The organism is Paenibacillus glucanolyticus NBRC 15330, assembly GCF_004000885.1.
GTDB lineage: Bacteria > Bacillota > Bacilli > Paenibacillales > Paenibacillaceae > Paenibacillus_AQ > Paenibacillus_AQ glucanolyticus.
On the sequence record NZ_BIMC01000014.1, the window covers coordinates 67,930 to 90,531 of the forward strand.

18 protein-coding genes and 1 other annotated feature are annotated in these 22,602 nt (G+C 51.2%); of the genes, 2 read left to right on the forward strand and 16 right to left on the reverse strand.

The genetic code is table 11. From position 1 onward, the window contains the following. Positions 1-7: 7 nt before the first annotated feature. From hemW to gpr, 5 genes are all read right to left on the reverse strand, one after another. A complete protein-coding gene (gene hemW, locus PGL02S_RS19300; RefSeq protein WP_036644474.1) occupies positions 8-1,174 on the reverse strand; it encodes a radical SAM family heme chaperone HemW in 1,167 nt (388 codons plus the stop codon). Between the two features lie 201 nt (positions 1,175-1,375). After that, on the reverse strand, positions 1,376-3,190 hold the full coding sequence (gene lepA / locus PGL02S_RS19305; protein ID WP_036644477.1) for a translation elongation factor 4: 1,815 nt from the start codon (positions 3,188-3,190) through the stop codon (positions 1,376-1,378). An 87-nt stretch (positions 3,191-3,277) separates the two neighbouring features. Continuing rightward, positions 3,278-3,685, reverse strand: a complete 408-nt coding sequence (locus PGL02S_RS19310; RefSeq protein WP_255308653.1) for a hypothetical protein — start codon at positions 3,683-3,685, stop codon at positions 3,278-3,280. 63 nt (positions 3,686-3,748) lie between these two features. After that, on the reverse strand, positions 3,749-5,119 hold the full coding sequence (locus PGL02S_RS19315) for a stage II sporulation protein P (protein WP_036644482.1): 1,371 nt from the start codon (positions 5,117-5,119) through the stop codon (positions 3,749-3,751). Between the two features lie 168 nt (positions 5,120-5,287). Further along, the gene (gpr, locus tag PGL02S_RS19320) at positions 5,288-6,289 is read right to left on the reverse strand and encodes a GPR endopeptidase (protein WP_036644484.1); all 1,002 of its coding nucleotides are present in this window, start codon (positions 6,287-6,289) and stop codon (positions 5,288-5,290) included. Between the two features lie 162 nt (positions 6,290-6,451). Here gpr and rpsT point away from each other — a divergent pair, with 162 nt between their 5' ends. Then, positions 6,452-6,724 (forward strand): 30S ribosomal protein S20, encoded by a 273-nt coding sequence (gene rpsT / locus PGL02S_RS19325; protein WP_006208995.1) that lies wholly within the window; start codon positions 6,452-6,454, stop codon positions 6,722-6,724. A gap of 146 nt (positions 6,725-6,870) precedes the next feature. On the opposite strand, the gene holA is transcribed toward rpsT, so the two are convergent. The 6 genes from holA to PGL02S_RS19355 all read right to left on the reverse strand — a co-directional run bounded on the left by holA (position 6,871) and on the right by PGL02S_RS19355 (position 14,339). Continuing rightward, positions 6,871-7,890 carry a DNA polymerase III subunit delta gene (gene holA, locus PGL02S_RS19330; protein WP_036644487.1) on the reverse strand — a complete coding sequence of 340 codons (1,020 nt, stop codon included), beginning with the start codon at positions 7,888-7,890 and terminating at the stop codon, positions 6,871-6,873. A 389-nt stretch (positions 7,891-8,279) separates the two neighbouring features. Then, on the reverse strand, positions 8,280-9,527 hold the full coding sequence (locus PGL02S_RS19335) for a zf-HC2 domain-containing protein (RefSeq protein ID WP_036644489.1): 1,248 nt from the start codon (positions 9,525-9,527) through the stop codon (positions 8,280-8,282). Beyond that, the gene (locus PGL02S_RS19340; protein ID WP_036644490.1) at positions 9,524-10,072 is read right to left on the reverse strand and encodes an RNA polymerase sigma factor; all 549 of its coding nucleotides are present in this window, start codon (positions 10,070-10,072) and stop codon (positions 9,524-9,526) included. The genes PGL02S_RS19335 and PGL02S_RS19340 overlap by 4 nt, the downstream gene beginning before the upstream one ends. 183 nt (positions 10,073-10,255) lie before the next feature. Then, positions 10,256-12,910: a ComEC/Rec2 family competence protein gene (locus tag PGL02S_RS19345; RefSeq protein ID WP_036644492.1), complete on the reverse strand. Its 2,655-nt coding sequence runs from the start codon at positions 12,908-12,910 to the stop codon at positions 10,256-10,258. 196 nt (positions 12,911-13,106) lie between these two features. Then, positions 13,107-13,625, reverse strand: coding sequence for a deoxycytidylate deaminase (locus tag PGL02S_RS19350; RefSeq protein WP_006208991.1), 519 nt, complete (start codon positions 13,623-13,625; stop codon positions 13,107-13,109). A gap of 48 nt (positions 13,626-13,673) precedes the next feature. Next, entirely contained in the window at positions 13,674-14,339 is a 666-nt protein-coding gene (locus PGL02S_RS19355; protein ID WP_036644494.1) for a helix-hairpin-helix domain-containing protein, read from the reverse strand. Positions 14,340-14,512: 173 nt separating this feature from the next. Here PGL02S_RS19355 and comER point away from each other — a divergent pair, with 173 nt between their 5' ends. After that, positions 14,513-15,355, forward strand: coding sequence for a late competence protein ComER (comER, locus tag PGL02S_RS19360; RefSeq protein WP_036644497.1), 843 nt, complete (start codon positions 14,513-14,515; stop codon positions 15,353-15,355). On the opposite strand, the gene leuS is transcribed toward comER, so the two are convergent. The 5 genes from leuS to PGL02S_RS19385 all read right to left on the reverse strand — a co-directional run bounded on the left by leuS (position 15,336) and on the right by PGL02S_RS19385 (position 22,286). Beyond that, positions 15,336-17,777, reverse strand: a complete 2,442-nt coding sequence (leuS, locus tag PGL02S_RS19365; protein WP_036644499.1) for a leucine--tRNA ligase — start codon at positions 17,775-17,777, stop codon at positions 15,336-15,338. The two genes, comER and leuS, sit on opposite strands and share 20 nt — an antisense overlap. A gap of 88 nt (positions 17,778-17,865) precedes the next feature. Beyond that, positions 17,866-18,122, reverse strand: a binding site (T-box leader). Positions 18,123-18,162: 40 nt separating this feature from the next. Then, positions 18,163-19,047 (reverse strand): AraC family transcriptional regulator, encoded by an 885-nt coding sequence (locus PGL02S_RS19370; protein WP_051449363.1) that lies wholly within the window; start codon positions 19,045-19,047, stop codon positions 18,163-18,165. 65 nt (positions 19,048-19,112) lie between these two features. Beyond that, positions 19,113-20,198: a Gfo/Idh/MocA family protein gene (locus tag PGL02S_RS19375; RefSeq protein ID WP_036644505.1), complete on the reverse strand. Its 1,086-nt coding sequence runs from the start codon at positions 20,196-20,198 to the stop codon at positions 19,113-19,115. Positions 20,199-20,221: 23 nt separating this feature from the next. Continuing rightward, entirely contained in the window at positions 20,222-21,391 is a 1,170-nt protein-coding gene (locus PGL02S_RS19380; protein WP_036644508.1) for a Gfo/Idh/MocA family protein, read from the reverse strand. Between the two features lie 28 nt (positions 21,392-21,419). Continuing rightward, complete coding sequence (locus PGL02S_RS19385) at positions 21,420-22,286, reverse strand: sugar phosphate isomerase/epimerase family protein (protein WP_036644511.1); 867 nt, start codon at positions 22,284-22,286, stop codon at positions 21,420-21,422. Positions 22,287-22,602: the final 316 nt, after the last annotated feature.

The following is a 22,602-nucleotide window of genomic DNA, read 5'->3' on the forward strand; positions in this document are numbered from 1 at the left end:
CAATAGATTAATTTGTCGACAGACTCCCTATAAATTCGGCGAACACATCGTTGCCAAACAGAATTCCTTTGCTGCTCAGCTTATAGCCGTCTTCCGTGGAGTCCAGAAGCCCAGCCCCCACCATTTTATCCAGCGGACGGGCGAATACCTGCTCCATGGGAACACCGAATTGCTGCTGGAATCGGGTCCGTGATACACCGTCCAGCACACGGAGTCCAACCATCAGGAAATCCTCCATCGCTTCTTCCCTTGACACCTCAAAGCTTTCCAGTCTTGGGAGTCCTTTGTTGGCTGCTTCATTATAGGGATTGACCCCTTTGATGTTCACGTGACGCTGACGGCCTACATATCCGTGCGCTCCTGCGCCCAGTCCATAATAATCCTCGTTCCGCCAGTAAGTCATGTTATGACGGCTCTCAAATCCGGGTTTAGCAAAATTGCTGATCTCATACTGCTTATATCCGGCCGCCTTCATCCGTTCCATTAAGAGAAGGTACATATTCAGCTCGTCCTCCTCGTCCGGAAGCGGCAGCTGGTTTCTCTGGTACATCGTATGGAACAATGTGTTCTCTTCCACCTTCAGGCTGTATATCGAATAGTGAGGGAGCCCCAGTGCCAAGGCCTTATCCACGCTTTCCGCCAGCATCTCCAGCGTCTGGTTCGGAAGTCCGAACATCAAATCGATGGACATGTTGTCAAAGCCTGCTTGTCTGGCGTTGTCCAGGCTCCGGTACACGTCATCCGTATCATGGATTCTCCCGATGCCAGTCAGCAAGCTGTTCTGGAAGGCCTGCACCCCGAAGCTGATCCGGTTCACGCCGCCTTCACGCATGACGGACAATTTCTCCAAATCCGTAGTACCGGGATTCGCTTCCATCGAGAACTCAATGTCCTCCGTCCATTCGGGAAAATGCCGCCTCACGCTTTGCAGAAAATACGCCATTTCATTCGGCTTGAGGACCGTCGGTGTTCCTCCCCCCACAAATATGCTCTTGATGATGCCCGGAGGATTGGCCTTAACGGTCAGTTCCATTTCCTTATCCAGCGCATGCAGATAATCCATAACCGGCTGATCCTTTAATACATAGGAGTTGAAATCACAGTAAAAACATTTATTGGTGCAGAACGGAATATGGATGTATACTGCTTCCGTCCGTTTATCGATTGCCATCATTCTTTTTCTTGCCCCCTTATGTGCAGCCTCCTGCACGACTTACTTAAGTAATTACAGAAGTTCATTCTCTACTATAACGCTACGCCTCTTGTAATGAAAGAAAGGAAAGCCGAGAATCGGCTTTCCCATCATTTACATTGTAAAGCTGTAAGACTGGCGGCTTCGCTGAGACTAAACACGTCCTGCTGAACCATCCGATTACTAGTCGTCGATTTTCAAGACGGCCATAAAGGCTTCCTGCGGCACTTCGACGCTGCCGACTTGCTTCATCCGCTTCTTGCCTTCCTTCTGCTTCTCAAGGAGTTTCCGCTTCCGGGAGATGTCACCGCCATAACACTTGGCAAGTACATTCTTCCGCATCGCTTTCACCGTCTCACGGGCAACTACCTTGGTACCCACGGAAGCTTGAATCGGCACTTCGAACATTTGGCGAGGAATCAGCTCGCGCAGCTTCTCGCAAATGGCCCGTCCGCGGTGATACGCGCGGTCCTTGTGCACGATAAAGGACAAGGCGTCCACTTGTTCGCCGTTGAGTACAATATCCATCTTCGCCAGATTGGATTTACGATATCCAGACACCTCGTAATCAAAGGAGGCGTACCCCTTCGTGCTGGATTTAAGCTGGTCGAAGAAGTCGTAGACAATTTCCGATAACGGAATTTCATAGGTAATGGTGACGCGCGTTGTGTCCAAATATTCCATGTTGACGAATTCGCCGCGTTTGTTTTGGCACAGTTCCATGATCGACCCTACATAATCGTTCGGCACGATAATGGCCGCTTTAACATAAGGTTCTTCAACATAATCAACCTTGCCGACCTCAGGATAATGGGAAGGGTTATCGATCTGGATCTGCTCTCCGTTTGTCAGCGTAATGCGGTATATAACGCTTGGCGCGGTCGTGATCAGCGGTATGTTAAACTCGCGTTCAATCCGCTCCTGGATCACATCCATATGAAGCAGGCCCAGGAATCCGCAGCGGAAGCCGAATCCGAGTGCACTGGACGTCTCCGGCTCAAAGCTGAGCGATGCATCATTAAGCTGCAGCTTCTCAAGCGCCTCGCGCAGATCGTTGTAGTCTGACGTTTCGATTGGATACAATCCGCAGAACACCATCGGGTTGATTTTGCGGTAACCCGGGAGCGGCTCGGCTGTCGGACGCTTGGCATCCGTTACCGTATCGCCGACCTGCGTATCGCCTACACTCTTGATGCCCGCTACAATGAAGCCGACATCTCCGACGTTAAGCTCGTCCACGATGGACATGCGGGGCTTAAATGCACCCACTTCGATGACTTCGAAAGATTTGCCGGTCGCCATCATTTTGATTTTGGAGCCTGCCTTAATGCTTCCGTCGATAACACGCACATAGACGATGACACCCTTATATGGATCATAGTGGGAGTCGAAGATCAGCGCTTTCAGCGGTTCTTCCGGATGGCCCGCAGGTGCCGGTACTTTCTGCACCACCTGCTCCAAAATCTCCTTGATACCGATGCCCGCTTTGGCGGAAGCCAGGACCGCATCGCTGGCATCAAGCCCGATGACATCCTCGACCTCTTGCTTTACGCGCTCAGGATCGGCGCTTGGCAGATCGATTTTGTTAATGACAGGCAGGATTTCAAGATTGTTATCCAGTGCCAGATATACGTTGGCCAGCGTCTGGGCTTCGATACCCTGCGCAGCATCAACAACGAGCAGCGCGCCCTCACAAGCAGCCAGGCTTCGGGATACCTCATACGTAAAGTCGACGTGCCCCGGAGTATCAATCAGATTCAATATGTACTCCTCGCCGTTATCGGCTTTGTAATTTAGGCGAACCGCCTGCAGCTTGATGGTAATTCCGCGTTCTCTCTCCAGATCCATCTGATCCAGAACCTGCTCCTGCATTTCACGCGAGGTTAATGCACCGGTATACTCTAATATACGGTCAGCAAGTGTCGATTTCCCATGGTCTATATGTGCAATAATGCAGAAATTACGAATTTTTTGTTGTCTTGCTTGTACGTCTGTCATGCCTAACCCCCAACAACCACCAGATGTTTGAATCAACTTATTATACCAGTTGAGGGGATGCACAGCAATGCTGAGAAAAAGGTGAATTTAATCCGTGATGGATCCGAACATCGACACCACCCAGCGTATGCTCTGGTCAGACAGCTGCTGGAGCAGTCCTGCCGTCTTGTCCGCAAGCACATCCGCAGGCGGTTTTGAGCGTTCGGGCAGCAGAATATCGCTGGGTGACGGCTCGAATTCAGGCTCCGATGCACGGACTTCCTGTTCCTGAGCCGTGGACTCTGATGCCGGCGGGGTCTTGCGCGTCCCTCCCCAGCCATTCCCTCGGGTTGTCTCGCCTTGCGTCTCTTGAACATGGCCTTGCTGCACATTCTGCACAGCTGAAACGCCGTCTGCCGGTACAGGCGCTCTCGACCCTCCAAGCTGCATGCCGACCAATATGCCGATGCCTGTCCAAATGATAAGAGCCACAAACCGTTTCCCCATTCTTGACATCATAAGTCCCCCTCCGATTTCACGTGTGCTCTGCCCTGTATTTGCCAAGGCAGCTTTCAGAACTTAGCCTGCCTTGGCTGCTTTACGCTCAGTGTCCGCAGTGCCGCTTTCTTTGGTTGGCGCTGAAGCGGCACGTTTGTTCGCTGGATCACTGTCTTTTTTCACGCTGGCTTTCTGGGCCTCCTGCTCCTGCCAATACACATCTGCAATAATATCCGCCAACGCTTCAGACGTACGCTGTAATTCTTCCTTGGTGTTGTCGATCCCGCCGATTTCGATCAGGATGCTGTTCGGTGACAGGGATTGGTTGTACTCCCCGTTTCCTTGATCTGCGGATTTGCCCCACACGCCCCGTGAGACGCCGGGATAGGATTTCTCAAGCTTGGCATTGATTTTACTTGCAAACTCCTCGTTCTTTCTCCAGTTCTCGTTCGCATGACCGATAATGAAGTAGACCTTGGCGTAGTTCACACCGTTCACGGTGGCTGTTGTTTTGTTGTAACGCTGCGAATCGCGGTGGATATCGATCAGATAGTTGATGCCGTCATTCTGGGACATGGCTTCCATGACCATCTGGCGGGAGTATTTATAGGAATAGTTGTAGTTGTACCCCGGTACGGTAGATTGATAGTCACTCTTGTCATGCAGGGTGCCAATCCCGTTGGCCTCAAGTCTTTTGCTTAGAAAACTGCCCACCAGCATAACGTTTTTGCTCGGCGATACCGCCCCCGGATTATCGGATGGATGCGTGAGCAGCGGGTTATAGGCCTCCTGCGGATGCGAATGATAGATTAATACAGCCTTCTTGCCGCCTGTGGTTTTACCGTCCTTGGATGTGTTTCCAGGTTCATTCTTGCTGCCAGGCTCTTCCTCGGCCCCTTGATCCGGCCCGTCTTCACCGCCTATGCCGTTGTCGCCCTGCTCTCCTTGCGGCGGTTCCTCGCCCGTATCCCCCGGATTCTCTTCCGGCTGTTCCGCTGCAGGATCCGGCCGGTAGTCCGCCGGGGCTTCGCCATCCTCATTGCCAGAGCCGTGGGACAGCTGTACCGGTTGATTGGCCTTCATACCCGGAAGCTCACCCGCGAGGAGGCTTTTTGGATCTTTGGGATTCACACTCGTGAGCAGTTCAAAGACGAAGGTCGACATTTTATCCCCGGAGAAACTTGAAGTCTCTTTCGAAGCCGTCATATGCGGCATTTCCATTCCGATCATATCAATGAAAAAGTGGCTTGATAGGGAAGCGGCCAAACCTTTCATCGACGACACAGGCGAGGAATTCATCCGCTGCTCCGCCATCCCGCCGAGCCCTAGTAAAATAAAAAATATAAGAGAGCCCAGCATTAATATGACTAGCGTTCGCCCCATGCTCAGACCTTCCATCACCTTGCGTTTCAGTCGGGCAATATTCCATATACGAAACTTGCGATTGTTCATAACGAAGTCCTCCTCGGTTCGCCGGGAGCTATCCGGCCATCTACTCGCCGTTCCCGCGACTCTGTAATCTCTTATATTCCAAATCTATGAACCGAGGAGAATCGATAGAACTAGATCCATGGAAAAATATAAAAGCTCCGATAGATTCGGAGCTTTTATAGATTGGAGCTAGTGGGTGTACGCCCCCACATTACCGGGATCCACGGCCTCATGGAGCGCCGCGTTTAACCCCGATGCCACGATATTGGCAATATCCTCGATAAACTCGTCAATTTCCTTCGGCGTAACGATAAGGTCGTGGCCCAGAGGCTCCAGTACTTCCTTCACGAGCGCAAGCCGCTCCGCCTCCGATATATCATGGAGCATGCCCATGATCTTCCCGGTCTCCGGTGCTCCCTCGCCGAAATGTGACTTCATCATTTCAATCGCATTATTTACGATAGTGGAGGCATAACAGACAGTTGGCACTCCAATCGCAATGCAGGGGACGCCGAGTATGTCCTGCGTCAGACCCTTGCGCTTGTTGCCAACGCCCGAGCCGGGATGGATTCCGATATCCGCAATCTGAATGGTCGTGTTAACCCGCTCCAGTGAACGCGAAGCCAGTGCATCAATAGCAATGATCAGGTCGGGACGGGTCTGCTCCACAATGCCTTGCACCGTTTCGCTTGATTCAATCCCCGTCAGACCGAGGACGCCGGGTGCAACCGCACTGACCTGGCGATAGCCTGGCGCTACACGATCAGGCATGAGCTCAAAAAACTGACGGGTCACCATCACATTCTCGACAACGAGTGGTCCCAGCGAATCCGGGGTTACATTCCAGTTGCCAAGCCCCACAATCAACACACTCGCCTTAGGTCCGATTCCGATTCGAGACATAAACGCCTCAAACTCGCGTGCGAACACAACCGATACCTGATCCTGCAGCTCTGTGTCTCCCTTGCGGAGATCGGGAACTTCCAATGTGACGTAGTGACCCTTCACTCTTCCGATCTTTTGGGAGGCAGCTTCGTTCTCTACGTCAAGCCTCGTAATCTTGATTCCGTCCTCCTGAACCACATCTTCCAGCAAACCCGGAATGGCTGGACTGCCTGCGCCACCGGCCAGTTCTCTAGATTCCACCGCGAGGTCCGTTCGGACCGAATATTTTTGAAGATCCAGATCCATCTAAATTCACACTCCTCCTCATATTGCTAATAGTGTGCGAGAGTAGGGGGGAGTTTATGCAGAAGTCCGAATGAGTATTGCTTTTTGTCCACCCCCATGCTAAAATATTTTAAGTTGTGAATCATTTCGCTCTATTGAAATGCCTTACAGGAGGTGAATGTAATGCCAAACATCAAATCCGCGATTAAACGTGTAAAGACAAGTGACAAACGCCACGCGCTTAACATTTCTCAGAAATCCGCGCTTCGCACAGCTGTTAAAACTGCTGACGTAGCGTTGAATGGTACAGAAATCGAAGCTGCTAAAGCTGCTTTCCAAGCTGCTTCCAAAAAGCTTGATAAAGCCGTTACGAAGGGCCTGATCCATAAAAACGCAGCTGCCCGCAAGAAATCCCGTCTGGCGAAAAGACTGAACGCTCTTACGGCTCAAGCGTAAGTAACGTTTGTTGAATACGACATTGAAAAAGCCCTGAACAGTTCACGCTGCTCAGGGCTTTTTGTGGAGATAAAAGGAGCATACGCTAGTGATAGCCGCACGCTCCGATCTCGCATTAACATTCAGGTGTGTCGTTGAACAAATGACTATGCTCCAAGCCTTAATAGAAACAGTTCAATCCCCAGCACCTTATCCACAGCCCCGGTCTTCATCTGATAATCCAGATTAGCCAGATGGTTCAGTATGCCTTCCAGACGAGCCGTCTCAAACTTACGGGCCTGTTCTCCGGCAATCTTCACCGCATAGGGATGCAGTCCGATCGTGGATGCAATCTGCTGCTGCGAGTAGCTTTGGGTGGATAAGGTCTTCACTTGCAGAATGATTCGGAATTGCCTTGTGATCAATGCAGCAATCTTGATCGGCTCCTCGCGTTGTTTCAACAGCTCGTAATAAATACCGAGTGCCTTGTCCATCCGGAGATTTGCGATATCCTCGACCAACGCAAACACATTCTGTTCCGTGCTTCGAGCCACCAGCATATCCACGGTTGCGATATCAATGCTTCCGCCTGAACCCGCGTATAAACACAGCTTCTCGATCTCGCCCGACAAGGACTGCAGGCTGGTTCCGGCATTACGAACAATCGCTTCAGCCGCACCCTCACGCAGTGTGCAGCCGCTTTGCTTCACCTGCTTGTCCACCCAGCGGAGCAGCTCTTCCCCGCCTAAAGGCATGAAGGACAGCGCTACGCCTGTCTTCTTCACGGCTTTAACTACCTTTTTGCGCTCATCCAGCTTCTCTTGGCCCACCATAAAGACAATCACACTATAATCAGCAGGATTGGTCAAATAATCCAGCAGTGCCTCTGGACGATGATCCACTTTCCCGTTATCTTTTGCAGCGGTAAAAAAAGATGTATCCCGGACAAATATCAATTTTTTCTGAACCATAAAAGGAACCGTCTCCGCCTCTTCCACAACGGCTTGAATCGGAGCTTCCCCTAAATCCATATGAATCAGGGCAAAATCACGGTCTTCTTTCGGGATCAGCTGGGCTTCCAGAAATTCGGCGAATTCCTTCATTTGAAATTTCTCGCTGCCGTACAGCAAATAGACGGAAGACACATCTCCCTGCTTGACCGCCTTGGCCGCCGCTTTGGCATCCATCGGCGTCCCCCCTTTCTACTCTGTACACTATACCAAAAAAGAGGGCCCAAAAGCGATAGATGACCGGCATAATTATAAGACCGCAGTTTGAACAAACGGCAACAAAACTAGAAGGATTTCGCATATCATCATGAACTCGCTTGCGATATCAAACCTTGCGGCAATTGGATGTCTAATCAATCCGGAGTCTTCAAAAAACAAAGAGACCTCGGCTTTAGCAGCGGCAAGGTCCCTTCGTCCCAACACATCTATATAAACGCCGGCAAGAATGCTCTAGAAACACCCCGCCGCCGGTCATACGACTGTAGTTGGTATAATGCTCTCTCTAATATATAGTGTATTCATATCTCCCGGCATTGGTGCGCCGATTTCATTATCTATATATATTTCTATTGCTTCGGCTTCTTCTGTTGTGTGGCAGCAGGCGGCTCGGTCTTCTCTACGGAATAAACGGATTCAACCAATTCGCTGTTCATCTGCACTTTGTACTTAAACGTCAAGCCATCCTCGGACCATTGACCGGATACCCATTTGCCGCTGAGTGGAATCTTCTCGAGTGTTTCCATCGCTTCTGGCGACGTATTACTTCCCGAAGGCAGCCGATAAATGACCAGCTGATCCAGCTCCAGCGAAGCCCTGTACAGACCGTCCGGAGATGACCATTGCTCCGGCATCATCGCAATTCCCATTGACCGTTCGGAAGATTCAGCACTTCCGGCTCCTGCATCTGCTGAAGGATCATTGCTTGGAGACAGCGTCTCTGGCTTCGTATCCACCGACTCGGAAGGCGGGGTCTGCCCATTCGCTCCCTCATTGTTCTGTTGAGGGTCACTGGCTGGAGGGGCAGACGGACTTGTAGCATTGCTTTTCGGTACCTCCTTGTTGCTCGTTGCAGGTTGTTCTGGCGCTTGAGGTACCCCTTCATCGTTATTTTTCACGGAAGCATCCGGTGCCGGCGTTTCTTCCCCAGTATCCTTAGGGGCATCCGACGGCTCAGCTGCTCCCTTGGTTTCATTCGGATCCGGATCGGATTCGGTTGACGATTCCAACGCCGAGCTTTGAGTACTGTCGGAAGGATCGCTCCCCTCCTTCTCCGTGCTATTGGCCGCTGCACCGCCATCGGTAAACAGCTGCGGCGTACCTTGATCCTGGATCTCGGTCGATTCCTCTGTCGATCCAGCGCTTGTCGTACTTGCCTCTTCATATGGAATTTCCGCATCGGATAACATCTTCGGCTCATTATTGAATATGGCAACGCCAAGTATAAGCACTGCGGCAGCAGCTCCGATGGCCGTTCTCCCGCCAACCGTACTCCACCAGCTGCCTGCACGTCGTGGACGCCGAATTTCCGGCATCATCTCTGCAGGCTCCTGGTTTTTTACGGCTGGGGGTATGACAAGGTTATGGCGATCACGGTCAATAGCATCAAGTCTCGGCATGATAGCATCTACCAGACTGACAGGCGGGGTTACGGCCGGAAGATCCTCAAGCTCTCTATTCAATGATTTCAATATATTAAAGGTCTCCGCACACATGGGACACAGAGCAATATGCTGATACATTTCGGCCGTCTCATCGGAAGTAAGGTCCCGGTCCAAATACCGGTGCATACGTTCCACCACCTCTTGGCAATTCATCCTGATACACCACCTTTCTGATGCTCTTGGAGCATATTCTGCAGCTGCTGCCTGGCCCTGAACAAATAGGATTTCACCGTATTGAGCGGGAGGTTCAGACAATCAGCGATTTCGTTGTAGGATAGATCCTGCAAATATCTTAAGACAATGACGGTGCGATGATGATCCGGGAGTTGATTAATGGCCTCCTGGATATCCTGAGCGAGATAACCCGACATCACTTCCCGTTCTACATCGAGATTATCCCGAAACACCAGATCATGTTCATCGATGGAAACCGTCGGCTTCGTTCTGCGGAATTTATCAATGCATATGTTGGTTACAATTCGCTGGACCCATGTCTTGAACTGGGCCTTCTCCTCGTAGGAGTTAATCTTCGTATATACGCGTATTAGTGCTTCCTGGGCTGCATCCATGGCATCCTGTTCATTGTTTAAAATATAATAAGCAGTTCGGTAAACATGTTGCTCAATTTCTCGCAATAGGGTGATTAGAGCGTCGCGATCGCCCGATTGAGCGGCTCTTATGAGTCCCTGCTCCACCACAGTGGATCCCCCTCTCCCTGCATACATACAGACGGATAGAATAAAAAAATGTTGCAGTATGTAACCTATTATTTTTTCAGGAAACTTCATCTAACTATACCAAATATAAAGTTTATAGTCATCTGCTGCAATTTCCTATATAGATCATACTACGATTCCGGGTCTCAAGGACAGCCGTGCGCATTATGGAAGCTTCGTGCGGATCTCAATATGGTTCTCCTTCATCCTCATCTGGACTTCACCATGAAGATTGGTCTGATAGATGATCGACCCGGACCGTTCCAGCCGTCCTACCACATCCGGATGCGGATGCCCGTACATATTGTTAACACCAGCAGAAATTACCGCCGTCCTCGGCTTCCAAGCATTCAGCCATGCCGCCGATGTCGAGGTTTTGCTTCCATGATGGGCAACCTTCATGACATCAACCGGGTTATCGGCTTGGAGTCCCGATCCTTCGTGCAGCAGTTCCTCCAGATGCAGCAATATTTTCTGTTCGGCAGCCTGATCCGTATCTCCGGTAAATAACACTCGGCTTCCATTCATCTGAAGGACAAATACTAGTGAAGCATGATTCTGTTCCTTAATCAACGGTAATGAATTTATGGTTTCTCCACTTTCTGGGAAAATAGGGAACAAAAATTGTATGTCCGTGTACTTGTCAACCTTCCACGGTCCCCGCTCGGCGCCAGCCTGATATATCGGAACATTCCGTTGTACGGCAGTTGACATCAGCTCCCGGAAGGAGTCGGAGTCAGCCAAGGTCCCGTTAAAAACAACCGATTTCACGGGAATTTCCTTCAGTACGGCCAAGAGACCACCAATATGATCCTGATCACCATGCGTCATAATGACGGCCTCAAGCTGGTGAACCCCCCTTTTTTTTAACAAAGGCACCACCACTTTCTCTCCCACTTCGAACGGCGCTTTTCTTTCCTTCCAGGCATCCTTTTCCTTGCGAAAATTCACCGTTCCGCCGCCGTCAATAAGAATATGCTTGCCTTCCGGAGTTGTTACCAGAATCGAATCCCCTTGTCCAACGTCCAAAAATTGCACCAGACCTGCCCCACCCATGGAAGGGGATTGATATCCGGTATACAGCAGTGCACCCAAAACCACGGACAGCAGCATGATCACGGATCTTACCGCATAGCGCTCGACATAATGACTTGTTGTAATGAACCCCCTCCATCGCAACGAGCCAGCCCATTGATCCACAAGCGGAAACACGGCAGTCGGTTCAGATAAGTCTGCTCTGCTGTTCAAGGAATCACGACCTTCCAACGGAACCGTGTCATCGGAGTTATTCATCGCTGCTCCTTGATGCTCTGACTTCTTCTTCACAATCGAGAGCAGTACATACAGGGCAACATAGTACGCCAATATCCAGGCCAGCGAAGGAGATGGCCACAACGTCATAAAAGCAGAGGAGACATTCATCCATTCAACGATACGAAATGTCAGCTGATTCAGCCATTCGGTTATATTCGCCAGCCAGCCTGCTCCCCGCATCCATACCCAGCTGAGCAGCAGGGACACCATCCCTAACGGGAGAACGATCAGACTTATGACGGGAACGAGAATCAAATTTGCGATGACAGACAGGAGCGATACCTGATTGAAATAATAAATCGTGAGCGGAAAAGAAATAAGCTGAGCCACCACCGTAATGCCTACAGTGCCCGCAAGCCAGCGGGGCATAAATCTCAGCAGCGGCATCAGCTTCGGCACGAAAATCATCAAGCCTGCAGTCACGATGAACGAGAGCTGGAAGCTGACGTTGACAAGAAAATACGGGTTCCACAGCAGCATGGCAAGTGCCGCAGCACTAAGAATATGCAATCCGTCCTTCAACAGCCTTCGCCTCGCAGCATACAAGCCGATCATGCCCATGATTCCCGCACGGACGATGGAGGGACTCGCCCCGGTAAGCAAAACATAGACCGGTATCAGCCACATGACCACGGTGAGCGAAGTCTCTCGCGTCATTCGAAGGGTCGTGCACAAGAATAAGAGACAGCCTACAACCACGGCAACATGCATGCCTGATATCGCAAGAATATGTGTTAAACCCAAGCGGGAGAACTCCATAAATGTATCGGGATCCAGATCATCCTGATTGCCAATAACAAGTCCCTTCATATATCCTGCATGAACTCCGGTGTATAATTGCTCCAGCTTGCCGCCGAGTGTATCTCGGGCAGAATCATTCCACCTGAGAATATGGCTTAAGCTCCAGCCGTCAGGTGGTGTGATCTGCGCTTGGTCGGCGCCCTTGACCTTGATGATCCAATGCATATTCTGAGTGCGCAAATATTGAAGATAATCAAAACCGTCAAAATTTCGCGCTTCACCCGGTTTTTGCAGTTCTCCGGTTAACTGTATATGATCTCCGCGCTGCCACTGGCCTACTATATCCAGCTCGGACTTGTCCAATAATCTGACTTGAACCATAACGACATCATGCGTCTTTAGATCCTGGTCATTGTCCTGGTGAGCATGAGTTTTCATGTGGGTTGATGTAGACTGCCTGAAACCAAGATCAGCCTTCTGCAGCGAAACTTTGAAATCGGCCCTGTCTCCATCCACCTCCACAGGCGAAGAAATCACGCCCTGTGCGGTCACAGGATAAGTATCCACTGTCTCTGCTGCGGGAAGTCGCAATTCCAAATCACTTACATTTAACGCGTCGTGCCATTCCCAGTAGATGGTAGAACAACACAACGAGCACAGCATGCAGAACACAAACAAAGGTCCCGTGCGTCCCCAATGACATACAGCCAGCAGCAGGAGCATCAGCCCGGCAGCAATCAGGGCCAGTCTCCATCCATCGTACATACATGCAGCCCCGCTGCCCATAACCCATATAACAGTAAACACAAGTAACGGCCTTCGCCTCATAATTGGTATATCCTTTCGTTGTCATAACAAAAAAAGAACCTGTGCCTGCATATCGCAGCCAAAGGTTCTTCCTTTGTGACTTCCTATTTCGCATCCTATTTCATAGAACTATTACGTAGACATCCTTCACGCATCATTCCGCTACAGTCATTAATGTCTCTCGTGGGGGCTCGTACGACTCAAGCTGCCGGAACAAAATCCCCTTCTGTTCCATCATGCGAGACACCTTGCCCGAATCCTTCGGATACGAGCGGTGGAATACCACTTCGACAATGCCGCTGTTAGCCAGCATATTCGCACAGGTCCAGCAAGGCTCATCGGTCACATAGACCGTGCTGCCTTCCCTGTCGATCCGGTCTGTGAACAGCAGCAGGTTTTGTTCGGCATGAATGGTGCGGATACAGCGCTGTTTTTTCACCATGCGCTCCTGGCCATCCTGCACAACCAACTCGTAATCCTCCGCTATCATACAGCCTGCTTCCGAGCAGTCAGGAACCCCCATCGGCGCGCCGTTGTATGCTGTACCGAGCAGCTTTTTCCCCTGCACCAGCACCGCCCCAACATGACGCCGCGGGCATTGGGAGCGGGTAGAAACCATAAAGGCAATATCCATGAAATACGTATCCCAATCTTTACGTTGATCTGCACTCATCATCTGTCACCTGTTTCTTATCGATATCTCCTTTATTGTAGCACATAGCTAAAGTCCAACGTAAGGCTTCATCTTCTCCATCATTTTGGGTCCAATGCCTTTGACATTCATTAAATCCGCTATACTCCGAAAAGGCCCAAACTGCTTCCGGTAATCGATGATGGCCTGGGCCTTGGCTTCCCCGATGCCGGGGAGTTCCATCAGAGTCGCTGCATCCGCCGTGTTCACATTAATCAATCCGGACTGTGCCGAAGACGACGGCGAATCCACGGCAGACTCACTAGCAGAAGCTCGTTGCTGCGTCTGCAGAGCGCCACCATCGGTCTGGGAGGAACCCGAAGAGGATTCGGGCTGGACAGAAGCCGGAGGCGACGTTTCGCCTGCGGAACCGCTTACGGTAACACCTTGGCTGCTGCTTTGTGAGAGATCCTTCGTGTTGCCCGCAGGCTCGCTTCCTGTATCAGGGTCCGCCTTCTTCGCAGCATCAGGAACGTCACCAGCCTCTGCTGGAGCAGCATCTTCCACGGCCCCGTTCCTGGAGTTCGCGGAGGACGTCTTCATTCCCTTTTCTCCTTCAACCCCCACCACTTGCTCCAGTTGGTCGTTTAACGGCTGCCAGCCCTCGATCCCCTTGTCGGTGCCGCCTGCAAACAAAATGAATCCGCAGCCTGCGATGGTTGCCGCAAGACTCCAACCTAATGATATCCGTTTCATTCATGACCTCTCCTTATCATAAAAATTCATATCCATTGCGTTCAAAAACAGAATACTTGCATTCTCTGACCGAAATCACATGAAAAACCGTCATGAATCGGCATCTTCCCCGCATACATTAACTTAAGGACGGTACATTTCTGCCGTAAAGCGCGAAAGGAGGGAACGTACACATGAAGGTCGGTTTTATCGGTACGGGCAGCATGGGAAGTCTGTTGATCGAAGCCTTCATTCAATCGGGCGCACTCCTGCCTGAGCAGATTCGAGTCAGCAACCGAAGTCCTGAAAAGGCGCAGAAGCTGGCAAAGCGACATCCCGGTTTGACTGTATGCAGCTCTAACACAGAGACGGCTTCACAGAGCGACCTGTTCTTCTTATGTGTCAAGCCGCTGGAGTTTAAAACGGTCATCAGCGAGATCAAAGATCAGCTGGAAGCCCGGCAAATCGCGATATCCATCACGAGTCCGGTGCAACTGATCCATTTGGAATCAACGCTGCCATGCAAGGTGGCGAAAATCATACCGAGCATCACCAACATTACCGGAGGCGGAGCATCGTTATGTATGTATGGTTCCCGAATAAAAGAAGAAGACAGGCAGCTTATAGAAAGCCTCCTGTCTTATATCAGCAGGCCGCTCGAGATACTGGAATCGCACACGCGAATCACTTCCGATTTCTCCAGCTGCGGGCCTGCTTTTTTAAGTTTATTCATGGAAAAATGGATCGACGCTGCCGTTGAAATGACCGGTATCGACCGTAAGACCCTCAATGCATTAGCCGGTGAAATGCTGCTTGGCACCGGCAAGCTGCTAACGGAGGAGGGCTTCTCCCCCGAGCAGCTGCAAGAGCGGGTGGCGGTTCCCGGAGGCATCACCGCCCAGGCTTTGACACTGCTTGAGTCAAACCTGAACGGACTGTTCTACCAATTGATCCAGACCACACACGACAAGTATGAGGAGGATCTGGCAAAACTGGATGCTGCCTTCGGTTTTACGATTAACCGGCCACGATATTGACCAGTTTACCCGGTACGGCAATGATTTTGCGTACACTCTTTCCTTCCAGCGCCTGCTTGACATTCGGAAGGGAGAGGCTATGTTGTTGCATGGCTTCTTGATCCATGTCTTTCGCGATTTTGGCACGTTCTATGATTTTGCCGTTGACTTGAACAACAATCTCAACTTCTGCCTCTACGGTCCAAGCCTCGTCAAAATCAGGCCATGGCTCATAGGTTACACTCTCGCTGTAGCCTAAACGGCTCCACAGCTCTTCAGCCAGGTGAGGCGCAAGCGGGGAAAGCAGTTGAACGAAGCTCTTCATGGCCTTCCGTGGAAGCTCATCCGTCTTGTATCCCTCGTTGATGAATATCATCAGCTGGCTGATTGCTGTGTTAAAGCGCAGATGCTCGAAATCATCGGTCACTTTCTTGATCGTTTTGTGCAGCGTACGTTTGAATTCGTCCGTACCCTCGCCCTCAACGATTCTAGGATTCAATTGACCATCGTCACCGATGAACAGGCGCCATACACGGGAGAGGAAGCGATGCGTTCCCTCAACGCCGTTGGTGTTCCATGGTTTGGTCGCTTCCAGCGGCCCCATGAACATCTCGTATACGCGCAGCGTATCGGCTCCATACTCGTTAACGATGTCATCCGGATTGATGACATTGCCACGGGATTTACTCATTTTTTCATTATTGTTGCCAAGAATCATGCCCTGATTGACAAGCTTCTGGAATGGCTCTTTCGTATCAACAACACCCAGGTCATACAATACTTTGTGCCAGAAGCGCGCATACAGCAAGTGAAGCACGGCATGCTCCACGCCACCGATGTACAAGTCAACCGGAAGCCACTCCTTCTGCTTCTCCTTGGAGCACAATTCATCATGGTTGTCAGGATCGATGTAACGCAGATAATACCAGCAGCTGCCTGCCCATTGCGGCATCGTATTGGTCTCGCGGCGGGCTTTCATGCCGGTTTCAGGATCTACCGTTTCCACCCACTCCGTAACGTTAGCCAGCGGTGATTCACCGGTACCGGACGGCTTGATCTGATCAACATCCGGGAGAAGCAGCGGAAGCTGATCCTCCGGCACGGTCTTCATCGTTCCGTCTTCCAGATGCAGGATCGGAATCGGCTCGCCCCAATAGCGCTGACGGCTGAACAGCCAGTCACGCAGACGGTAAGTTACCTTCTTCTGACCCTTGCCCTCTTTTTCCAGCCATTCATTCATCGCTTGAATAGCCGCTTCATTATCCAGCCCGTTCAGGAAACCGGAATTCACATGCTCGCCACTGCCGGTGTAGGCTTCCTCCTCGACATTTCCACCCTGAACGACTTCAATAATCGGAAGACCAAACTGTTTGGCAAATTCCCAGTCACGGCTGTCGTGACCCGGAACCGCCATAATGGCTCCTGTTCCGTAACCTGCCAGCACATAGTCCGCAATCCAGATCGGCACTTTAGCGCCGCTCACCGGATTAATGGCGTATGCTCCGGTAAAGACACCGGTTTTGTCTTTTGCCAAATCCGTCCGCTCCAGATCACTTTTACGGGAAGCCTGAACTTGATAAGCCTTGACCGCTTCGCGCTGATCCGCTGACGTAATTTTGTCCACGAGGTCATGCTCCGGTGCCAGCACACAGTAGGTAGCGCCGAACAGTGTATCCGGGCGGGTTGTAAATACCTCCAGATGGCCATCGTAACCTTCGATGTCAAAACGAACCTCGGCACCCGTGGATTTGCCAATCCAATTGCGCTGCATATCCTTCAGGCTTTCGCTCCAGTCCAGCTCATCCAGATCCTCAAGCAAGCGCTCTGCATATTCGGTAATACGCAGAATCCATTGACGCATCGGCTTGCGAACGACCGGATGTCCTCCGCGTTCACTCTTGCCATCGATGACCTCTTCGTTCGCCAGCACGGTACCGAGTGCTTCGCACCAGTTAACCGGAACTTCAGCCACATAAGCCAAGCCGCGGTTATATAGCTGGATAAAGATCCACTGGGTCCATTTGAAATATTCCGGATCGGTGGTACTGATCTCCCGGTCCCAGTCATACGAGAATCCGAGGGATTTGATCTGGCGCCGGAACGTATCGATATTTTGCACGGTGAACTCGCGGGGATGCTTGCCTGTGTCCATCGCATACTGTTCTGCAGGGAGGCCGAAAGCATCCCATCCCATGGGATGCAGCACATTGTAACCGCGCATCCGTTTGTAACGGGACACGATATCTGTTGCCGTGTATCCTTCCGGATGCCCTACATGCAGGCCTACGCCGGATGGATATGGGAACATATCCAATGCGTAAAACTTCGGTTTGGATGATGCCTCTTCGGTTTTAAACGTTTTTTTCTCGTCCCAGTACTGCTGCCACTTCGGTTCGATGGCCTGCGGGATATAGCCGTGGCCGGTTGTCTGATTGTCCGTCATACTTCAATGCTCCTCCTTCACATTCGAGAGACAAGGCCTGATGCCATTGTCCAAAAACAAAAAAACCTCATCATCCATAGCGTTGATCGCTAGGGACGAGAGGTTTGATTCCCGTGGTACCACCCTAGTTAGCCAAAGGCATACTTTGCCTTTCACTCCCTTTGCATCCTTATCGCGGATGAGACGACGATGCTTCATCGGCCAGTTGCTGAAATAGCCATTCAGCTGCCGGGTTAACATCATTGCTCCGAGGCGAGTTCATTCCTATCGTCAACCGGTTTTCACCAAACACCGGCTCTCTGCATGATCGAATGCGGAAGTACTGATCCTCATCATCGCTTTCATATTACCATTTTAATGTGGCTATTATACCCAAAATGTACGATCAAGTCAACGAAAGTTCATCTCCGCTCCTGCGGTAATGCTCCGGTGTCGTTCCGACCATTGATTTGAACATCCGGCTGAAATGAGCCAGATGCTTAAACCCGGATGCCTGGCTGACCTCCGTTATGCTCAGATAAGGGTGAAGCCGCAGTAAAATTTTAGCCTGGTTGATCCGCCGGTGATACAAATATTTAAACACCGTTGTTCCCGTCACCTCCTTGAATAAGGAGGATAGATAATGCTTGGTAATATGCATATCGCGGGCAATTCTCTCCAGCGTCAGATCGTGCATATAATTTTCCTCGACAAACGATACCACATGCTGGACATGCCGCTCCTTCTCTGAGATCGAGTCTTGACCCTGTACAGCGGCCTGACACCAGCCTGCAATGACGTACATCAGCTCCTGGATGCGCAAGGTCATGCGTTCCTGGCGGTAGTGGGTCGTGGACGCTGACAGGCGATGAATATCGGCCAGCAGGGCCTCGAACTCTTCCCGATTGGTCCCGGTTAGGGTCATACGATGATTCCGGAGCGTATCGAAGGGGTCCAGCAGGATCGTCTTGGCCGATTCCGACAGCCCCTTGCACACCCAGGCCGGGTCAAAATGCAGAATGCTTCTTACGTATCTGGAATCGGGTTCCACACTCGGACAATGAAGCGTCAAACCATTCATTAGCAGCAGATCCCCCGGCTTCAGCGTAAAGACAGAGTCACCGATTAGATAGGTGCAGCATCCCTCGTGAAAATAATAGATTTCATAAAAGGCGTGGGAATGGAATTGCCCGCTGGTAAGGGGCTGTTCATTATAATAGCTCAGGTCAATCGGCTCTTTCAGCTGCATCCACTCGAAACTTGGCAGCCCTTTGGATGATGACGAGGACATAAGAGAATCGCCCCTTTAGCGGCCTGGGGTTGTAGAACCCCTGAACATCGCGGAGTTTTTCTCTATTATATATGATTTTCTTGAATGCGCACGGCCTCATTCTGAGCAATCACGCATAATTCGCCAGCCTTGAAGGCGTGCTCCTGGGACATGGCAAACTCCGTCCGTTCCAGACAATCCAAGATCAGCTCGCCGAAAAACGGATAGCCTACCTTGCCCTGCAGCTCCATATGAAACTCCCCTTCGCCGTTAACCAAATACAGATGATCGCCTTGTGGATGTCTGGCAATATCAATGTATTTACGAAGTTCGATATATCCGTCCGTTCCCAAAATAACGGTTCTTCCGTCGCCCCAGGTACCAAGGCCCCCAGGCGTCAGCCAATCGACACGGAAATAATTCGTGGCCCCGTTGTCTCCGAGAAGTGTTGCATCTCCGAAATCCTCCAGCTCCGGGTAGGCCGGATTCGCATAATTGCCCACCTTGCTGCTGAGCACCTTGGCATCGCGGCAGCCTGCAAAAAACAAAAACTGCTCAATCTGGTGGGACCCGATATCGCACAATATGCCGCCATACTGCTGATGGCGGAAAAACCAGTCCGGACGGGATAGAGCATTTAAGCGGTGCGGTCCTGTTCCCATCACCTGCACCACGCGGCCGATCACCCCGTCCTTAATCAGCCGACCCGCGTGGACGGCACTCTCCACATGCAGCCGTTCACTGTAATACACCATATACTTCTGGCCTGTCTCTGCCGCCTTAGCACGTGCCGCGCTTACCTGCTCCAGGGTGGTGAACGGTGTCTTATCGGTAAAATAATCCTTGCCGTGTGACATAACCTTCAAACCAAGCTCACATCTCTCCGATGGAATGGCGGCAGCCGCTACAAGATGAACTTCCGCGTCCTCGAGCACCTGTGCCTCGGAGGAAGCGGCGGTTACCCCGGGATAGGTCTCGAGAAAAGCCGCTACCTTGGCGGGGTCTGAATCATACACCCATTTTAAAGTTGCCCCTGCTTCAATTAATCCGTTACACATGCCGTATATATGTCCGTGCTCCAGCGACATGGCGGCAAAGACAAACTCCCCGGGCTTGCACACCGGCTGGGCTTTGCCAACCGGCGCATAGTGCATTCCATTACTGCGATCCATACCGATTGCCTCCTGACGGTTCATTAATAGGTTCCGAACGTTTTGCTCATATCAACCGGCCCAACCTCTCTGACGGTCTTCTGGCTGGAAGATTGGGCAATGCGTTCCTGCAGCAGCTCATAATACAAATCTTCGTCCAAGGGCAGATCGACCCAATGATCGGTCCAGGTGGACAGATGCATCGCGTTTGACAGCGTCAATCCGTGAATCCCCTCTTCGCCCGGCGCAATCAGCGGCGTGCCTTGACGAATGGCATCCACAAAATTTTGAATAATGCCGCTGTGCTGAGGATTATCACCCGAGATCGGCACATCGCATTTCCAGCATTCCGGTTCTCCAAAACCTCCGGTATACTGCTGATTGAATTCGGGTTCCGGAACGCGAAGGCGCCAGAAGGTAAGCTTTCCGTCCTCAATGACGATTTTTCCACGGTCCCCCGTCACTTCGTACCGGTTCGTTCCAGGCGCTTCGCCCGTTGTGGTGATAAAAACTGCCGTTGCACCATTCTCATATTCAGCATAAGCCGTCACATCGTCTTCCACTTCAATATTGCGGTATTTGCCAAACGAACAAAAGGCACGAATCCTCTTCGGCATCATTCCGGTCGTCCACTGCCACAAATCCAGCTGATGCGGAGACTGGTTGATCAGCACGCCTCCACCTTCACCGCCCCAGGTTGCACGCCAACCGCCGGAATCATAATAGCTTTGAGATCGGTACCAATTGGTTACGATCCAGTTCATCCGCCGGATCTCACCAAGCTCGCCGTCTGCAATCAGCTCCCGAAGCTTCTTATACAGCGGATTACAGCGCTGGTTATACATAATCGAGAAGACTTTGCCACTGCTCGCAGCGGCAAGGTTCATTTCCCGAACCTGCTTGGTATAGACGCCCGCCGGCTTCTCGATCAGGACGTGGAGTCCATGACTGAGGCATTTTATCGCCACTTGTGGATGTGCATAATGCGGCGTGGCAATGATCACCGCATCGATCTCTCCCGAAGCTATTAAAGCATCTGCATCATTCCAGATTTTCACATCCGAGGGCAGTGTTGCCTTCGCCTCTTCCTGCTTAGCCGGGTTGAGGTCACATATAGCGCTGAGCTTCCCTCCGGCAATCCGGCCTGCTGCAAGCGTTCTGGCATGCGAGAATCCCATGCCGAGTCCAATGACGGCTACTCTTACTTGATTCATATTTCTTACCTCCCTTGTGAATGTATGTCTACACGCGCTGTTTATGATCTGCCCACACCTTCATCTGCTCGGCAAAACGGAGCAGCATCTCCGTGGACTCATACGTACCGCTAAAGTCTTCAATCCCGAAATAACCATCGTAGCCCACCGAATGCAAATCCTGTATCACTTGCACCCACGGAACGGCTCCCTGGGCAAGAGAAACCCATTCTCCAGACCAGACTGCCGTGCTTCCATCCTCTGATGGAGTCTTGCGGTATCCTGCATTCTTAACATGGACATGAGCCAGATAGGGACCCAGCAGTTCCAGGCCCATTCGGTAATTCTCATACCCTTCATGGACCATATTGCCCGGATCATACAGCACCCCAATATGCTGTGGATTGAAGTGGGATACAAGACGGTGCGTTAGTCCCGCACTCGGCGCAATCGTCAGATGATGCGTCTCCACCAATGCCTTGACTTGATAAGCCGCTGCCAAGTCCTGAACCTCGTGTAAATACCGTACCGCTTGATCGTACAGTTCATTGTAGTTGTGCTTTCGGTCATATCCCGGAATACCCACGCGAATAAATGAAGCTCCGATCAGCTTGGCTGCCTGCATGACCTTTTCCGTTGCCTCCACATCACCACAGGTCAGATAGGGGACCACCGCAAGACTGCGCCGTCCAAACTTGTCGGCAGCTTGGCGGAATCTAAGCCAATCCTCCTCCGTGCCTCCCGGATCTATTGAGCATCGATTATGACGCCAGAAGGAAGGCTTCTCCTCTGCGGCATCGGCTGGAACTTCCTTGAAGCGCCATTCAATGCCCTCAATACCGGCATCAGCCGCTGCTTTAGCCAGCGCCTCAGGCTGCAAATCAGGTGTTGCGACTGTAAAAACAGACAGTTTCATTATTCCGTCATCCTCTCTTCAGACCTGTGAATTTGCATGAGCAACATTTGATCATCGTTGGACTCATTTCTTATCATACAGAGCGTCATAGATTCATAGAACCAACCTTGCAGATAGCGCTCTCATTTCTGTCTTTTCTCTCTCTCCAACATCGTAGCACAGTCCAGGAGGCAAACCCATATCCCTGTATCCGAACCTTAACCACAGTCAAACAAAGCGGAAAAGAAGTGTCTTTGAATACAATCAACCGTCCTTAACGCAAAAAAGCACCCCTGCCGTCCTGGAACAGACGGTAAGAGTGCCTTCCTTATCATAA

What these genes read in the sequence shown, in the direction of transcription:
- comER (WP_036644497.1), top strand. Translation starts at nt 14,513, where the DNA reads ATGAAGGTCGGTTTTATCGGTACGGGCAGCATGGGAAGTCTGTTGATC.
- PGL02S_RS19355 (WP_036644494.1), bottom strand. Translation starts at nt 14,339, where the DNA reads ATGAAACGGATATCATTAGGTTGGAGTCTTGCGGCAACCATCGCAGGC.
- rpsT (WP_006208995.1), top strand. Translation starts at nt 6,452, where the DNA reads ATGCCAAACATCAAATCCGCGATTAAACGTGTAAAGACAAGTGACAAA.
- PGL02S_RS19350 (WP_006208991.1), bottom strand. Translation starts at nt 13,625, where the DNA reads ATGAGTGCAGATCAACGTAAAGATTGGGATACGTATTTCATGGATATT.
- PGL02S_RS19375 (WP_036644505.1), bottom strand. Translation starts at nt 20,198, where the DNA reads ATGGATCGCAGTAATGGAATGCACTATGCGCCGGTTGGCAAAGCCCAG.
- holA (WP_036644487.1), bottom strand. Translation starts at nt 7,890, where the DNA reads ATGGATGCCAAAGCGGCGGCCAAGGCGGTCAAGCAGGGAGATGTGTCT.
- leuS (WP_036644499.1), bottom strand. Translation starts at nt 17,777, where the DNA reads ATGACGGACAATCAGACAACCGGCCACGGCTATATCCCGCAGGCCATC.
- gpr (WP_036644484.1), bottom strand. Translation starts at nt 6,289, where the DNA reads ATGGATCTGGATCTTCAAAAATATTCGGTCCGAACGGACCTCGCGGTG.
- lepA (WP_036644477.1), bottom strand. Translation starts at nt 3,190, where the DNA reads ATGACAGACGTACAAGCAAGACAACAAAAAATTCGTAATTTCTGCATT.
- hemW (WP_036644474.1), bottom strand. Translation starts at nt 1,174, where the DNA reads ATGATGGCAATCGATAAACGGACGGAAGCAGTATACATCCATATTCCG.
- PGL02S_RS19315 (WP_036644482.1), bottom strand. Translation starts at nt 5,119, where the DNA reads ATGAACAATCGCAAGTTTCGTATATGGAATATTGCCCGACTGAAACGC.
- PGL02S_RS19380 (WP_036644508.1), bottom strand. Translation starts at nt 21,391, where the DNA reads ATGAATCAAGTAAGAGTAGCCGTCATTGGACTCGGCATGGGATTCTCG.
- PGL02S_RS19345 (WP_036644492.1), bottom strand. Translation starts at nt 12,910, where the DNA reads ATGTACGATGGATGGAGACTGGCCCTGATTGCTGCCGGGCTGATGCTC.
- PGL02S_RS19385 (WP_036644511.1), bottom strand. Translation starts at nt 22,286, where the DNA reads ATGAAACTGTCTGTTTTTACAGTCGCAACACCTGATTTGCAGCCTGAG.
- PGL02S_RS19370 (WP_051449363.1), bottom strand. Translation starts at nt 19,047, where the DNA reads ATGTCCTCGTCATCATCCAAAGGGCTGCCAAGTTTCGAGTGGATGCAG.
- PGL02S_RS19335 (WP_036644489.1), bottom strand. Translation starts at nt 9,527, where the DNA reads ATGAATTGCCAAGAGGTGGTGGAACGTATGCACCGGTATTTGGACCGG.
- PGL02S_RS19310 (WP_255308653.1), bottom strand. Translation starts at nt 3,685, where the DNA reads ATGTCAAGAATGGGGAAACGGTTTGTGGCTCTTATCATTTGGACAGGC.